At 67.0% G+C, this 13,845-nt stretch carries 14 protein-coding genes, 1 tRNA gene and 1 pseudogene; 9 read left to right on the top strand and 7 right to left on the bottom strand.

From position 1 onward, the window contains the following. Positions 1-22 precede the first annotated feature (22 nt). Positions 23-1,363 carry an FHA domain-containing protein gene (locus FOH10_RS31330; RefSeq protein WP_143983367.1) on the bottom strand — a complete coding sequence of 447 codons (1,341 nt, stop codon included), beginning with the start codon at positions 1,361-1,363 and terminating at the stop codon, positions 23-25. A 278-nt stretch (positions 1,364-1,641) separates the two neighbouring features. On the opposite strand from FOH10_RS31330, the gene FOH10_RS31325 reads away from it, so the two are divergent. Next, positions 1,642-1,727 (top strand) — tRNA-Leu (locus FOH10_RS31325). Between the two features lie 44 nt (positions 1,728-1,771). Here the strand turns inward: FOH10_RS31325 and FOH10_RS31320 are convergent. Then, positions 1,772-2,803, bottom strand: coding sequence for a GlxA family transcriptional regulator (locus FOH10_RS31320; RefSeq protein ID WP_143983366.1), 1,032 nt, complete (start codon positions 2,801-2,803; stop codon positions 1,772-1,774). Positions 2,804-2,928: 125 nt separating this feature from the next. On the opposite strand from FOH10_RS31320, the gene FOH10_RS31315 reads away from it, so the two are divergent. From FOH10_RS31315 to FOH10_RS31300, 3 genes are all read left to right on the top strand, one after another. Beyond that, the gene (locus tag FOH10_RS31315) at positions 2,929-3,810 is read left to right on the top strand and encodes an NAD(P)-dependent oxidoreductase (protein ID WP_143983365.1); all 882 of its coding nucleotides are present in this window, start codon (positions 2,929-2,931) and stop codon (positions 3,808-3,810) included. Further along, positions 3,807-4,304 (top strand): pyridoxamine 5'-phosphate oxidase family protein, encoded by a 498-nt coding sequence (locus tag FOH10_RS31310; protein WP_143983364.1) that lies wholly within the window; start codon positions 3,807-3,809, stop codon positions 4,302-4,304. The genes FOH10_RS31315 and FOH10_RS31310 overlap by 4 nt, the downstream gene beginning before the upstream one ends. 132 nt (positions 4,305-4,436) lie before the next feature. Continuing rightward, positions 4,437-5,921 (top strand): hypothetical protein, encoded by a 1,485-nt coding sequence (locus tag FOH10_RS31300; RefSeq protein WP_244962144.1) that lies wholly within the window; start codon positions 4,437-4,439, stop codon positions 5,919-5,921. Positions 5,922-6,520: 599 nt separating this feature from the next. Here the strand turns inward: FOH10_RS31300 and FOH10_RS31295 are convergent. Further along, the gene (locus FOH10_RS31295) at positions 6,521-7,567 is read right to left on the bottom strand and encodes a stage II sporulation protein M (RefSeq protein WP_143983363.1); all 1,047 of its coding nucleotides are present in this window, start codon (positions 7,565-7,567) and stop codon (positions 6,521-6,523) included. Positions 7,568-7,939: 372 nt separating this feature from the next. Here FOH10_RS31295 and FOH10_RS35950 point away from each other — a divergent pair. Next, positions 7,940-8,354 (top strand): annotated as a pseudogene (locus FOH10_RS35950) (DinB family protein). A 133-nt stretch (positions 8,355-8,487) separates the two neighbouring features. Here the strand turns inward: FOH10_RS35950 and FOH10_RS31285 are convergent. Then, positions 8,488-8,937 carry a hypothetical protein gene (locus tag FOH10_RS31285; protein WP_143983362.1) on the bottom strand — a complete coding sequence of 150 codons (450 nt, stop codon included), beginning with the start codon at positions 8,935-8,937 and terminating at the stop codon, positions 8,488-8,490. A gap of 129 nt (positions 8,938-9,066) precedes the next feature. Here FOH10_RS31285 and FOH10_RS31280 point away from each other — a divergent pair, with 129 nt between their 5' ends. Next, on the top strand, positions 9,067-9,981 hold the full coding sequence (locus tag FOH10_RS31280; RefSeq protein WP_221937898.1) for a tyrosine-type recombinase/integrase: 915 nt from the start codon (positions 9,067-9,069) through the stop codon (positions 9,979-9,981). Between the two features lie 153 nt (positions 9,982-10,134). Here the strand turns inward: FOH10_RS31280 and FOH10_RS35105 are convergent, their stop codons facing one another. Further along, a complete protein-coding gene (locus FOH10_RS35105; RefSeq protein WP_186000637.1) occupies positions 10,135-10,503 on the bottom strand; it encodes a hypothetical protein in 369 nt (122 codons plus the stop codon). A 251-nt stretch (positions 10,504-10,754) separates the two neighbouring features. Between FOH10_RS35105 and FOH10_RS36365 the strand changes: the two genes are divergently transcribed. Both FOH10_RS36365 and FOH10_RS31265 read left to right on the top strand, forming a co-directional pair. Continuing rightward, complete coding sequence (locus FOH10_RS36365; RefSeq protein WP_143983361.1) at positions 10,755-11,192, top strand: SMI1/KNR4 family protein; 438 nt, start codon at positions 10,755-10,757, stop codon at positions 11,190-11,192. Between the two features lie 189 nt (positions 11,193-11,381). Then, complete coding sequence (locus FOH10_RS31265; RefSeq protein WP_143983360.1) at positions 11,382-11,684, top strand: hypothetical protein; 303 nt, start codon at positions 11,382-11,384, stop codon at positions 11,682-11,684. A 251-nt stretch (positions 11,685-11,935) separates the two neighbouring features. On the opposite strand, the gene FOH10_RS31260 is transcribed toward FOH10_RS31265, so the two are convergent. Next, positions 11,936-12,265, bottom strand: a complete 330-nt coding sequence (locus FOH10_RS31260; RefSeq protein WP_143983359.1) for a hypothetical protein — start codon at positions 12,263-12,265, stop codon at positions 11,936-11,938. 17 nt (positions 12,266-12,282) lie between these two features. After that, positions 12,283-12,504, bottom strand: coding sequence for a hypothetical protein (locus tag FOH10_RS31255; protein ID WP_143983358.1), 222 nt, complete (start codon positions 12,502-12,504; stop codon positions 12,283-12,285). Between the two features lie 165 nt (positions 12,505-12,669). Here FOH10_RS31255 and FOH10_RS31250 point away from each other — a divergent pair, with 165 nt between their 5' ends. After that, the gene (locus FOH10_RS31250) at positions 12,670-13,830 is read left to right on the top strand and encodes a helix-turn-helix domain-containing protein (protein ID WP_143983357.1); all 1,161 of its coding nucleotides are present in this window, start codon (positions 12,670-12,672) and stop codon (positions 13,828-13,830) included. Positions 13,831-13,845: the final 15 nt, after the last annotated feature.

Genomic DNA, 13,845 nt, shown 5'->3' with positions numbered 1-13,845 from the left:
CCTGCACCGCGAGCTTACGGGATCAGACGATCCGGATCAGGATCTCGGAATGCCCGGCGCGGATGACATCCCCGTCGGCGAGCTGCCAATCCTGCACCGGCGAGCCGTTGACCAGCGTTCCATTGGTCGAACCGAGGTCCGAGAGCATGGCCGTCTGACCGTCCCAACGCACCTCGATATGGCGACGGGACACCCCGGTGTCGGGAAGCCGGAAGTGCGCGTCCTGGCCGCGGCCGATGATGTTGGATCCCTCACGCAACTGGTAGGTGCGACCGCTGCCGTCGTCGAGCTGGAGGGTGGCCGAGTAGCTGGAGCCGCCGTGCGGCGGGGCCGCCGGAGCCTGTCCGTAGCCCTGCTGTCCGTAGCCGGGCTGCTGCCCGTAGCCCTGCTGGCCGTACTGGTCGTCGGGTGCGTAGCCGCCCTGGTCGTAGCCGGGGTCCGCGTAGCCCTGCTGCCCGTAGCCCGGATCGGCGTAGCCCTGCTGCTGACCGTACGCCTGGTCGTAGCCCTGCTGCTGCCCGTAGCCCGGATCGGCGTAGCCCTGCTGGCCGTAGCCCTGGTCGTAACCCTGCTGCTGGCCGTAGCCGCCCTGGTCGTAACCCTGCTGGTAGCCCTGCTGGTCGTAGCCGGGGTCGGCGTAGCCCTGCTGGCCGTAGCCCGGATCGGCGTAGCCCTGCTGGCCGTACGCCTGCTGGTCCGCGTAACCCTGCTGGCCGTAACCCTGCTGGCCGTAGCCGCCCTGGTCGTAACCGTTCTGGTAGTCGCCGTAGCCCTGATCGGCGTAACCCTGCTGGCCGTAGCCCTGGTCGGCGTAGCCCTGCTGGCCGCCCGCCGGAGGGGGTGCGTACCCGCCGCGGCGTGGATCGGACTCCGCGGCGTCACGGCTGGGGTCGTAGCCTGAGTTCTGCGTCATGGGGCCAGCTCCTGGTTGCGGGTGTTCGGGTCGTTGTGGTCGTTCAGATGCCGGTGGTGGGCCGGTCCGACGGCCCACGTCCGGGTCCACCCGGCCGCGGGTTCTGAACTGTCCGGTGTGCAGCGTAGGTGATGCCTCGAACGCCACGTGCACTTCGCCGTAGGTCTGCCACCCCTGCTCGCGGATGTAGTCCTGCAGATGTTTGGCGAACGCGCGGGTGGTCAGATCGTGGTCGGCCTCGAGTTGCCGCAGGTCCGACTCGTTGATGGTGATGGTGTAGCTGTTGGGAGCCAACAGATGCCCACCGTCGAGTTCCTGGATGTGATCGGTGGCCTCGCGCTGGAGGGCCGACTCGACTTCCTGGGGCACGACGCTACCGCCGAACACGCGGGCGAAGACATCCCCGACAGCTCCCTGGAGGCGACGTTCGAACCGCGAAACGATACCCATCGCCCCTCCTCCCGGGTCATGACGCTCCCTCGAGAGCGAGCGTTTCTCGTGTCGTGGTCTGCAGACGCCGTGTCATGCACGGCGCGTCCGATACGGCGACACGCGAGAAGGGCGTGTCGCCGTAGGGACACGGTGATTGCATGATATCCACGATCGTCCACACCTGTAACTCTTGGCGAAAGCCCCTGGTTCCCGCCCGGTCCGCAATTGGGTGTACGGCCGGTCACCAGGCGATTTCGTTTTAGGGCATACCCCGTGATAACTTTTTCACGTCGCTCGGGCGAGTGGCGGAATGGCAGACGCGCTGGCTTCAGGTGCCAGTGTCCGCAAGGACGTGGGGGTTCAAGTCCCCCCTCGCCCACCAGTCGAAGGGCTCGATCCGGATTCCGGGTCGAGCCCTTCGCCGTTTCAGGCGACGTTCGTCTCGTCGGAGTTCGTCTCGTCGGGGTTCGTCCCGAGGGGCTGGCAGGGGAAGGCGCGACGGTAGCCGCCGGGGGAGACGCCGAGCCGCTCCACGAAGTGATGCCGCAGATTGTTGGCGGTGCCGAAGCCGCTGCGTTCGGCGATCTTCTCCACCGGGAGATGGGTGGTTTCCAGCAGGGCGCGGGCGCGGGCCAGACGCTGGTTCAGCAGCCACTGCAACGGCGTGGTGCCGGTCGTCTCCTGGAAGCGCCGGTAGAGGGTGCGGGGGCTGACGGCGGCGCGGCGGGCCAGGTCCTCGACGGTGAGCGGCCGGTCGAGGCGGGTGCGCGCCCAGTCCATGACCGGCGCGAGGGCGCGGTCGTCGGTCTCGGGCACCGATTCCTCGATGAACTGGGCCTGACCGCCCGGCCGGTGCGCGGGCACCACCATGCGCCGCGCCAGCTGATTCGCCACCCGGGAGCCGAGGTCGCGGCGCACCAGATGCAGGCACAGGTCGAGGCCCGCGGTCATCCCGGCGCTGGTGAGCACATCGCCGTTGTCCACGTACAGCACCGAATCATCCACGCGCACTTCGGGATAGCGCTCGGCCAGCTGCGCGGTGTGCATCCAGTGCGCGGTGGCGCGGCGGCCGTCCAGCAGTCCGGCCTCGGCCAGGGCGAAGGCTCCGGTGCACAGCGAGACCATGCGGGCGCCGGCGGCGTGCGCGGCACGCAGGGCATCGATCAGATCGGGTGGCAGCGGCTTTCCTTCATCGACACAGTCGTCCGGCACCGATGGGACGATCACGGTGTCGGCACCCACCAGACCCTCGAGCCCGTAGGGGGTACGCAGTGTGAAGCCTGGTGAGCCGGGTTCGCTCCGATCACCGGTGCCGCACAGCCGCAATTCATACCAGGTGGGGGACAGGTCCGGCTGGGGCTTTCCGAAAACTGTTGCCGGAATGCTCAATTCGTAGAGATCCCAGGTGGGCACGCCGATGTCGGCGGGAACGACCAGGGCTACGGAACCGACGCTCATACCCGTCAGCCTATGGCAGGAATTTGGTGATACCCGGCATTCGTGTCACTGGTCGGCTCCCATACGGGCTGCGAATCTTGATCCCGGTCGGCCAAGAATCGTTGAAACCTCAAGGGAGACAAGAGATGAACACCACACCGCAGTCCGTCACGGTACTCGGCCTGGGTCAGATGGGCTCGGCGCTGGCCGCCGCGCTGCTCGATCGCGGCCACCGGGTCACCGTGTGGAACCGGTCGGCGCACAAGGCCCAGCCGCTGGTGGACCGGGGCGCGGTGCCGGCGGCCGATCCGCGCCGGGCGGTCGAGGCGAGCCCGCTGGTCCTCGTCTGCGTCTTCGACCAGGAGGCGATGCGGGAGCTGACCGATCCGATCGTGTCCGAACTCGCGGGCAAGGCGCTGGTCAACCTCACCTCGTGCGGTGCCGAGCAGGCCCGTGCGGCCGCCGAGTGGTTCGGTGAGCGCGGCGTCGACTATCTCGACGGCGGCATCATGACCACCCCGCCCGGCGTCGGCAGCTCCGAGGTCATGTTCCTCTACAGCGGTGCCGCCGCCCCGTTCGAAGCGCACCGCGCGACCCTCGCCGCTCTCGGCGATCCGCTCTACCTCGGCGCGGACGCCGGTATCGCCGCCCTCTACGACTCGGCGCTGCTGAATCTCATGTGGTCCACCATGACCGGCTGGCTGCACGGCGTCGCCCTGGTCGGCGCGGAACAGGTTGCGGCACAGGAGTTCACCCCCATCGCGATCCGCTGGCTCGCCACCGTGAACTCCTTCCTCACCCGCTACGCCGCCCAGGTGGACGAGGGCAGCTACCCGGGCGACGACGCCACCGTGGACGTGCAGATCGCGACGATCGACCATGTGCTGCACGAGGAGTCGACGCGCGGCATCGACACCGCCCTGCCCGAACTGCTCAAGTCCACCATGCTGCGCGCCCGGGAATCAGGGCACGGTTCGGACAGTTTCGCCAGTGTGATCGAAGTTCTCCGGAAGGGAGTCGCCTCATGAGCGCCAAGGTCGGCCGATTCGAGGATCTGGAAAGCGAATTCAACGCCTACGTCGGCTCCATCAACTACGCCACCATGGTGACGGTCGACGCCCGCAACCGCCCCCGCACCCGCGTCCTGATCCCGGTATGGGAGAAGGTCGACGGCAACCCCCTCGGCTGGCTCGCCACCTACCGCACCCCCGTCAAGGAGAAACACCTGGCCGCCAACCCGCACACCAGCTTCTCCTACTGGAAACCCGGCAACAACTCCGTGGCGGTCGAAGCGACAGCCGAAGGCGTCGACGACATCACCCGCAAAACCCACGTCTGGAACCTGTACCGCCGCACCAGCCCCCGCGGCGCCGGCTACCACCTCGGCCAGTTCTGGCACGGCCCCGACGACCCCAAGCTGCGCGTACTGCGCCTCACCCCGTGGCGCATCCAGGTCATCCGCGGCACCGACCTGCGCAGCCGCATCTGGCAGCCGCCCGCCCGGGCGGAGTTGGCGTCGTAAGTCCAGACCCGGTCCCACTGGCCGGGGCCGGAGTGGCGTATTGCCCGAGGACCCGGTAGCGGTCGGGCAGTATCGGCGGCTGTGTCAGCACGGAGAATCGGACGGTCGGCATTGGGGCTGCTGACGGTCGGCATGTTGGGGACGATCGCGGCGGGGCCGGGGGCGGCGGCGCCCGGGTGGGGGCCGTTGGCGGAGCCGAATCCATATCTGGGGCCGGTGGGTTCGGCGACCATGCACGGGGATGCGGGGTCCTCGGATGTGGTGCCGTATCCGGGGCCGGGGACCGGTGCGCGGGGGATCGGGGTGTACCCGCTGGGGGCGGCCTGTCCGACGCTGTTGCAGGGGTCCGACGGGTTGGTGGTGGCGCTGTGTACCGGCGTGGTCGACCGTGCGCCGGTGGTGCATCTGATCGATCCGGCGGATTCGGGGCTGCTCGGTACCGGGTCCGGGGGTCCGGCCACCGGATCGGCGGGGCTTGCCAGTGGGTCCGGCAGCGGGTCGGCGAGCGGGTCCGCCAGTGGGTCGGCGGGGGTGCTCACCGGGTCACTGGCGCAGCTGAAGCTGACCAAGGGTGGGCTGCTCGGGGGCGTGTATGCCTATCTCGACAACGACGACCGGCTCGTGGTGGTGGACGGCGCCCGGAAGCTGTTGCGGATCGCGCACGAGCGCACGGGGGCGGGATGGGAACTGCGCGTGGTCGATTCGGTGGATCTCACGGCGGCCATTCCGGATGGTGACAGCGTCACCGGGCTGGTGCCGGACTGGTCGGGCACGGTCTGGTTCGGCACCGCGCGCGGCATTGTCGGCACGGTGACGCTCGGCGGTGCCGTCGCCACGCTCGGGCTGCCCGCCGGAGAGCAGGTGGCCAACAGCATCTCGGCCGCGCCGAGCGGGCGGGTCGCGGTGGCGACCACGCACGCGCTCTACGAATTCGACGCCGACGCCGCCGGGCGGCCGGTGCAGCTGTGGCGCGCGGCCTACGACCGGGGTCCGGCGCGCAAGCCGGGACAGTTGTCCTGGGGGACCGGGTCCACGCCCACCTACTTCGGGCCGAGCACGGGGGCCGACTATCTGACGATTGTCGACAATGCGGACGGCCAGGTGAGCCTGCTGGTGTTCCGTTCCGGCAGCGGTGAACTCGTGTGCACCCGGCCGGTGCTGACGCGCGGTGGCGCGGGTAGCGAGAACTCGCCCGTCGGGATCGGGGCGTCGGTGTTCGTTGCCTCCACCTACGGCTATCCGTATCCGGCGGTGCCGGAGGGCGCGGGTCCGGCCGAACCGGCGTCGGCTCCCTTCGTCGGTGGTATGACGCGAGTCGATGTGGACGGCGGCGGGTGCCGCACGGTGTGGGAGAACACGGTGCGCAGTTCCGCCGTCCCGCATCTGTCGGCCGGTGACGGTCTGCTGTACACGGTGAGCCGGGTGGGTCTGCCGGTCACGACGCCGCTGGACGGCTACGCGTTCACGGTCGTGGATCCGCACACCGGGGAGGTGGTGAGTGAGCGCGGGCTGCCGTCCACACTGCTCGCCGATCCCTTGCAGACCTCGCCGCTGCTGATGCCTTCCGGCGATGTGCTGCAAGGCACCACGACGGGCATCGTCCGAATCGCGGGCTGAGGAAAACCGCAGGTCGCGGTGAGATGTGACGAAGATCGCAGTGCCGCTCGGCGGCCCCCGGTCGGGGCGTTGCCGGGCGGCGGCGGATGGGTGCGCGGCGGGTCGGCGGGAACGAAATTCGATTGCCGCCGGACGGCGCTCGGGGTACCCGACACCTTTTCGGTGACTTTTGCTAGACGCACGTACGGGCTTAGCTCAGTTAAACAAACTTGGAGTTTGTTTCGAATCTGGCGAACGGTAGGCAATAGCCTTCTGCTCTCGGAAAACGCCAGATGAACGCGGGTTGACCGACCTGGATGCGAGTTTTGACCGAAACGGAGGCAAACGTTCGGGCGGGGTTCACACCAAGCGGTCCTTAGGGTCGCTCGGCGGTGGCGCGGAAGTAGCCACGAAATGATCACGGTGATCGTTACCTAGCCTCGAAAATGGGGAAGCTGGAAATTTGCGATCTTCCCGGATCACCCTCCCGCAGTGCCCGATTCGCCTGGTCGGCTTATACGCCCGCGGTCCGTGTCGAGGGTTGCGTCGGCATAACGATTGTGTAGAGTTGTCGGCAACGCTGGCCGCAGCTGAGCTGGACTCGCTGCGGCCAGTGGAAATCAATTTCCGACCGCCGCCACCGAGGTCGAAGCACCTTTCACCGCAGCCGGTTCCGGTCCGATTCCCGTCGAGTAGCTCGACATGTGCTCACCCTCCTCCTCCGCCAGCGCCGCCCGGCGACCCACGCCGAACACATAGCCGAGGAAGATCAACTCCGCCAGCAGGCCGACCCCGATGCGCAGCGGATCGGGCAGCTGACTCGGTGTCACGAAACCCTCGATGAGGCCCGAGACGAACAACACCACCGCCAGCCCGACGGCGATCACGGCGGTGGCCCGGCCCTGGTGCGCGAGCGCCTGCACCCGGCTGCGCCGCCCCGGATCGACCAGCGTCCACCCCAGCTTCAGCCCCGCCCCGCCCGCCACGAAAATGGCGGTGAGCTCCAGCATTCCGTGCGGGAGGATGAACGTGAAGAACGATTCCAGCCGCCCCGCGTGCCCCATCAGCCCGGCGGTGATGCCCAGATTCACCGCGTTCATGACGAGTACGTAGACCGCGGGCAGCATGAGGAAGCCGGTGAACAGCGCCAGCGCCGCCACCCACGCGTTATTGGTCCACACCTGGGCGGCGAACGCGTCGTTCGGATGCTCGGAGTAGTACGACTCGAACGCCCCGCCCGGCCCGGTCAGCTCCGGCGAATTCTCGGGCAGCCCGAGAGTCCGCCGCGCATGCGACGATTCGGCCACCCACCAGGCCAGCGCCGTAGACCCGAGCAGGAAGGCCGCCGCGACCCCCACCCACCAGCCCCACGCCCGATACACCGCGAGGGGAAACCGGTGCGTGAAGAAGTAACCGATCTCCTTCCCGATCTCGGTGCGCGCACTCAACACCCGCCCCCGCGCCCGGGTCAGCATCGCCGACAACCCGGCGATCAACTCCGCATCGGCCCCCTGCGTCTGCAACGCCGCCAACTGCTGCGAGGTGACCCGATACAGCCGCACCAGTTCATCGGTCTCCGCCCCCGACAACCGCTTCCGCCGGGTCGCGAGCTGATCGAGTCGCTCCCAGGACTGCCTGTGCACATAGGTGTACGCGTCCAGATCCATCACTGCCCTCCTGCCGCACGGCTGAGGAAAGACTATCGGCCGTCACCGACGCGCCCCGCCCGACGCGGCGGCCAGCACCGGCTGGCTACGCTGATGAGTCTCGACGGTGAGTATCGGCGAACTCCAGAGTTGATACCCGGGCTAAAACCCCGTAGGCATCGGCGACTCTGACGTCGTCGGCGAGCAGGTTCGGCGGCATGGGGGATGTCTGAACGCACGCTCATGCCGAAGTGCGGACGTTGATCACGACTCGCACGGACCCGGCATCATGAACGGGTGGAGTCAACGCAACGGACCGAAACACACGAGACTGCCGGAGAACGTGAGACGCTCACCAGCGCCCTGGAATTTCATCGAGAAACGCTGGCCCGGATGTGTTCTGGACTCACCGCCGACCAGCTTCGCTCGCGGGCTGTGGAACCGTCGCGGTTGTCGCTGCTCGGACTCATCCGCCATCTGACCGATGTCGAAATAGGCTGGTTCGCGCGTCCTGGCCGGTGCGGATACCCCGTTTGAGTACTGGCAGGCCGACACGCCGGACGGTACGGACTTCGACGTCGACAACGCGGATGAAGACGAATCACTCCGGTTGTGGCACAGCGCATGTGCCCGATCCCGCGAGATCGCCGATTCCTGCGAGACGCTGGACACCTTCGGTGAATATGGACCGACCAGCGATCGCTACAGCCTGCGGTGGATCCTCACGCACATGATTCAGGAATATGCCCGGCACAACGGGCACGCCGACCTGATTCGGGAACGGATCGACGGTCAGACAGGCATATAGAGCTCGGCGTCAAGTGCACGGTCCTCGAACATCCGCTCGTGCCGCGTCCCGCGCGTTCGAGGCGGCCACGGCGCCTGCCGGCGCACGCACTGATCTGCCGATTTCAGCGCATCGAACGTCGATCTGGATTCGACTATCCGGCGTGGTCGAAGGTGACCTCGGTACGGTGTGGGTGAGTGGTGAGGACATGAGATGTCGCCGGGTGGTGGGTAACCAGCGACAGGAAATGTTCGGCCTGCTCTGGGTGAGAACACCATTGACTGCCGTTTCCGATGCTGGGGGATGTCGGCGTCATCGGATAGTGCAGGGTGAGTGAGAGCTGCCGGATATTGTCATCGCCGCCGTGATCAGTGATCACTTGGCGTGTGATGTCGTAAACGAATTCTTGCTGGTTGTCGTCATAAATGCCCCACTGGAACAGCAGCATGTCGCCGTCGTTGTCGAGGTCGGCATCTGCCACGCGGTGATGGGCATAGAACATGGTCATCGCGTCGATCGCCGTAGTGGCGTCGAGGTCGTCGAGGGCGCGGCCGTGGCTGTCCAGGTACCGGCGGAACTCAATCTCTAGGTCGGCGGCTCGCACCGGCGTTATTGTGCCGGACCGGGGTCGAAGGCGAGGCACGGGGGCACGTCCGGATCCTCGAGACGTCCGAACATGCCGCGACCCGCGCGTCTGCTCGGGCGGTTTGCCGGGGTGGCGGCATCGTGAGGGATGGCCCCCTCACCCGACATCGATGTCACCTTCGCCGGTGACGACCTCGTGCTCCGGCTGGCGGCCCTCGCCTACCTCGCCCGCTTCTCCGCCGTCTCCCGTATCCACACCAAATCCGATCTGCGCCTGTACTTCTCCTGGTGCACCGACCAGCAACTGACGCCGCTCACCGTCGCTCGCACCGAGGTCGAACGGTACATGCGGTGGATGCAGGAAGTCCGACGCTTCAAACCCGCCACCGTCGCCCGCCGCCTGGCCGTCGTAGCCGGGTTCTACCGCACCTGCGTCATCGACGGCGGGCTGGACCGTTCCCCCGCCGAGTACGTGCGCCGGCCGCGGGTGTCGAACGAGTCACCGACACTGGGACTTTCGCATCTGCAGTTCGAGGCCCTGCTGTGTGCGGCCCGAGACTCGGGCAACCCACCGGACTTCGCGCTGGTGGCCATGCTGGGGCTGCTCGGATTGCGGATCAGCGAGGCGTGCCGCTGCGACATCGACGATATCGGCGAGGAACACGGCCACCGGGTGCTGCGCACTGTCGGCAAAGGCACGAAGATCGCGCTCGTGCCGTTGCCGCCGGCGGTCGGTCGCGCCGTCGACCGCGCCGTGGAGAACCGAGTCCGCGGGCCGATCCTGCTCAACCTTCGGGGCCGGCGCATGGACCGGCACTGCGCGACCCGCCGCTTGCGGCGCCTGGCCGAGCACTCGGTGGTGCGGCTGCCGAAGCTGCACCCGCACATGCTGCGCCACACCTTCTTCACCACCATGCTCGATGCCGGCGTGGACCTGCGCGATGTCCAGATCGCCGCCCGCCACGCCGACCCGCGCACCACCATGCGCTACGACCGCGCCCGTACCAACCTCGACCGGCACCCGAACTACATCCTGGCCGCCTACATGGCCTCAGCCACATGACACCTCAACCATCCGCACATGCCGAGTATCGCGCCCCCCGGCGGTCGCTACCGATCGACGCTGCCTCGGAATCGGGCGGCTCGAGACGGCCCGGCGGCGGGCGAACCCAATCCGTTGAGATCTGCGGCATGTCCGGCGGAGAGCGCAACGGCATCAGTCGTCGTCGGGTTTGGCAATGTAGAACGGTGCGTACGAGCCGCTATGCCACGTGGCATCGGGCCAGCCTAGGTGCACTCGAGTGATGATGACCGAGTTTTGCTCGGGGCCGCCGGACAGAGACGCGTGCAGATCGCTGACGATGTCGTCGAGGTCCTCTGCTAGCGCCGGTGTTTCCCGCGTGGCCGCCACGTGGATCACTATCGCACCGGGGTGCGGTTCGACGGCCATGCCGACGATTTCACTGCTGATGAGGCCCAGCGCTGCCCGGCTGGCCTGGACGAGCAAGTAGTTAGTGCGGAGCAGCGTGTCTATCTCGTCCGGCGTCAGATCTGGGTTGTAGTACTGCGAACCAGGATGCCCCATTTGGCCACGATATCTGGGCTGATCGACTCGCCCAACTCTTAGGAACGGTCGTAATTGAGCATCCGCTATTGCCGCGACCCGGGCGTTCGGAACCGGCCGCGGGCTCAGCCGGCGAGTGCATGCACATGCCGATGACCGTGCGCGCGGTGGCAACGTTCGTCATGCAATGCACTCGCCGACTTCGGACTCCTCGATTGAACCCGGTGCCCTTTCAATCGGATGCTGATCGTTTGCCGTGAGAAGATCTGCGCATGTGGAAGGACCTGATCAGTCGGCTATACCCCTGGGTCGAGTTCGGAGAACCAGCTTCCGACATGGAAATTGACCAGATCGAGCAGCAGCTCGGCCAGCCGGTACCCGGTGAGCTGCGGGATTTGCTGCGGCAGGCCGACGGTGTGGAAACCGGAACTGGGCTGGTTTGGTCGATCCAGCGGATCATCGACCGAAATGCCGTGTTTCGGAATCGCGCGGACTTCGCCGAACTCTTCAGGCCCTTCGATGAACTCATGTCCATAGGCGACAATGGCAGTGGCGACCAGTTCGGCTTCCACCGAGGATCTGACGGGTGGGTCGATGGGATCTACGTGTGGGACCACGAAACTGACGAGCGCGTGGGCATCTCCGATTCGCTCAGTGGTTACTTGCGCTGGGGAGCAGACTTCGGAGGCGATTCACGCTATCGAGGGTGATCGGAGTACTCCGACTATGGTCGGACAGGCTGCCGCTCTGACGGGCATCCGCTTCTGCCACTGTCGCGCTGACCGAACCGGCCAGCGTGGCGCTGCGGACGGTCAACCGGCCGAACCTATCCTAGGGGGCCGAACGTCCTTTACCGGCCGAGTTCAGTGCGTTCGAGCCATCCCGTCATGATGATGCTCATGACCGAATGGCACTTGGACGTATCTCTCACCGAGCTGCGCAGATCGTTCAATCTGCTACTGGATCATGTGGAGGCGACCACGGGGGGTGACATTGTCCGATTGGACGAGGACTACTTCTGGTCGATCCCGCAGGACGAGTTGTACGTCGTCGATAGGGTTCCGCCCAACCTGACGATGGGTCAGCTCTCGTGGTCATGGCAGCATTTGACGGACCTGCTCGCTGATCCGGATCAGGCGATTGGATACCACTTGGTCTGGCTCGCAGAGGTACTGCGCGCTGTTGGACAGAAGACGCACTGAAATGCCGCATACCGTGTGTGACGACCGACCCTGCCACAGCATGATGTCAAGCCGAACCGTGACGTCAGCTCTCACCCGATGCGGCATCCGGGCAGTCCCGGATTCACCGATCAACGGCATCATGATTCGCCGAAGGAGCCACGTGGCGCGTTCCCGGATTGGCGATCAATTCGGACCTGCGACCACTGCATGCCGATGCTCTGAGATGAGCGGCGGTGCGAAATCGGCTGTCGTACCGCGACGTACCCCGATCAAAAGGTGCGTCCCGAGTCCGGTGTGATCCGGCCCGCCTCCACCAGCGTCCGCCACGCCGCGGTCTTGCGCGGACACTCACCGACCCGACACGACCGGTGTCGCTGCATCGTTCGCTGGGCCTCGAGTTCCCCCATAGGTCGGTCCGGCGCATCATGCGGGTACCCGACCGGCCACACGGCCGCTTCCATCTCGATCCGCTCCTCCCGCAGCCGTTGCCGTATCTCGGCCACGCTGCGCCCGTCCGGCGTATGGCGCGGGCACAACCACGCCACCGCGTACGCGGCCGCGGTCAGCAGGATTGCGGCAACCACACCGATCGCGAACACCCACCACGACATGGTGATCACCGAATCTCGGTGTCCACGATCCGCAGTGGATCGATGTCGATCGGCGCGAACGCCACGGCGGCAAGCGCGGACCTCGCGTCGGGGTGAATGTCGTCGGGGTCTATTTCCCAACCGTCATCACCGATCAGCGACCATGAGCCGTCGATGCGCTGGAGGTAGCGGAAGCCGTCGCCCGACGGCACCGCCCCGTCCTCATCGAATCGCCCGTGCAGTTCCACCGGCCCGCCCCAATCCGTGTCGAAGTGGTGCGCACCACCGCCAGGAAGCCGTTACGGGATCGACCTGGCGGCGGGGCTGCCACTGAGCTTCGCTGCCCGCAAGGAGGCGGAGGGACAGTGAAGGGACAGGGAGACATGGGGCTATCGCGGGTTTACGCTCGGAACATGGGCGAACATGTGGGGCATCGGATCGCCGCGGAACGCAAGATCGCCGGGCTGAGCCAGCGGGCGCTCGCCACCCGCGCCGCGTACAGCCTGAGCATGGTCAAGGCGGTCGAGCAGGGACGTGAACCGGCATCGCCGGGGTTCATCTCAGCGGTCGCGCGTGCCCTGCGGATCACACCGGAACACCTGACCGGCGCTCCGTACGACGACGGAAAACCGTTGTCGGACGCGGTGAATGCGCTGTCGGTGCTGCTCACCGAGGGGCGCTACGCTCGCGCTGCCGAGCCTGGCCCGCTGTCTCGGATCGAGGCCGATCTCGAAGCGGCCCAACAGCTCTACCGCAGTGACCGGACGCGCCAGACGATCGAGATGTTGCCGGATATCATCCGGCGGTTGCACGGGGCGGTACGTGACCTTTCCGGCGATGAGCAGTCGCACGCGTACACCCTGCTCACCTCCGCCTACGTACTCGCCGAATGGTCCGCCCGCCGCACCGGTCATCTGATGCTGGCGCTTCCCGCGCTGGACCTGGCCGACGGCTACGCCCCCTTCGCCGACGATCCGAACTACGGTGCGTTCTCCGCGTTGGCCCGCGCCCGGGTGCTGACCCATTACGGCGAGGCCGAGGTGGCCGGGCAACTCATCGACTCCGCCATCGAGTCCGCCGACAGCAGCCGCGCCGGGCTGGTATTGGCCGGGTACTCCCATCTGGCCGGGGCGATCAACGAGGCGCGCAAGCTCAACCATCCCGGCGCGGTCGACCACGTTCGAGCCGCGCGGGAGATGGCGGCCCGGACCGGCGAAACCGATCTGTACATGACGGCGTTCGGTCCGCTGAACGTGGAGATCCACGCACACGCGATCGAACTCGAGTCGGGCGATCCGAACCGCGCGGCGGTGGAAGGGGCGCAGCTGACCTATACGGCCGACGCACCGCCGACCCGAATCGGTCATCACTGGCACGACAACGCCCGCGCCTGGCTGCTCAGCGGCAAGCCCGACCGAGCGTTGGCCGCCTTGAACAAGGCCCGGGCGGCAGCGCCACAGCAGACCCGTCTGCACCCGTCTGTGCGCGAAACCGTACACGGAATCGCAGGCGCCCAGCGGCGGCAGACCGACAGCTTGCTCGGGTTCGCTTCCTGGCTCGGCGCGGCGCTGTAGCGGCTCGGCCGCGCG

The sequence above is a fragment of the Nocardia otitidiscaviarum genome (assembly GCF_007362295.1).
Lineage (GTDB): Bacteria > Actinomycetota > Actinomycetes > Mycobacteriales > Mycobacteriaceae > Nocardia > Nocardia otitidiscaviarum.
The sequence above is the reverse complement of the archived record's forward strand: the minus strand, read 5'-3'. Positions and strand labels throughout refer to the sequence as shown.

Bases quoted from the DNA above. Each gene is read 5' to 3' on its own strand.
- FOH10_RS31330 (WP_143983367.1), bottom strand. From the start codon at position 1,363: ATGGGTATCGTTTCGCGGTTCGAACGTCGCCTCCAGGGAGCTGTCGGG.
- FOH10_RS31320 (WP_143983366.1), bottom strand. From the start codon at position 2,803: ATGAGCGTCGGTTCCGTAGCCCTGGTCGTTCCCGCCGACATCGGCGTG.
- FOH10_RS31315 (WP_143983365.1), top strand. From the start codon at position 2,929: ATGAACACCACACCGCAGTCCGTCACGGTACTCGGCCTGGGTCAGATG.
- FOH10_RS31310 (WP_143983364.1), top strand. From the start codon at position 3,807: ATGAGCGCCAAGGTCGGCCGATTCGAGGATCTGGAAAGCGAATTCAAC.
- FOH10_RS31300 (WP_244962144.1), top strand. From the start codon at position 4,437: ATGTTGGGGACGATCGCGGCGGGGCCGGGGGCGGCGGCGCCCGGGTGG.
- FOH10_RS31295 (WP_143983363.1), bottom strand. From the start codon at position 7,567: ATGGATCTGGACGCGTACACCTATGTGCACAGGCAGTCCTGGGAGCGA.
- FOH10_RS31280 (WP_221937898.1), top strand. From the start codon at position 9,067: ATGGCCCCCTCACCCGACATCGATGTCACCTTCGCCGGTGACGACCTC.
- FOH10_RS35105 (WP_186000637.1), bottom strand. From the start codon at position 10,503: ATGGGGCATCCTGGTTCGCAGTACTACAACCCAGATCTGACGCCGGAC.
- FOH10_RS36365 (WP_143983361.1), top strand. From the start codon at position 10,755: ATGTGGAAGGACCTGATCAGTCGGCTATACCCCTGGGTCGAGTTCGGA.
- FOH10_RS31265 (WP_143983360.1), top strand. From the start codon at position 11,382: ATGACCGAATGGCACTTGGACGTATCTCTCACCGAGCTGCGCAGATCG.
- FOH10_RS31250 (WP_143983357.1), top strand. From the start codon at position 12,670: ATGGGCGAACATGTGGGGCATCGGATCGCCGCGGAACGCAAGATCGCC.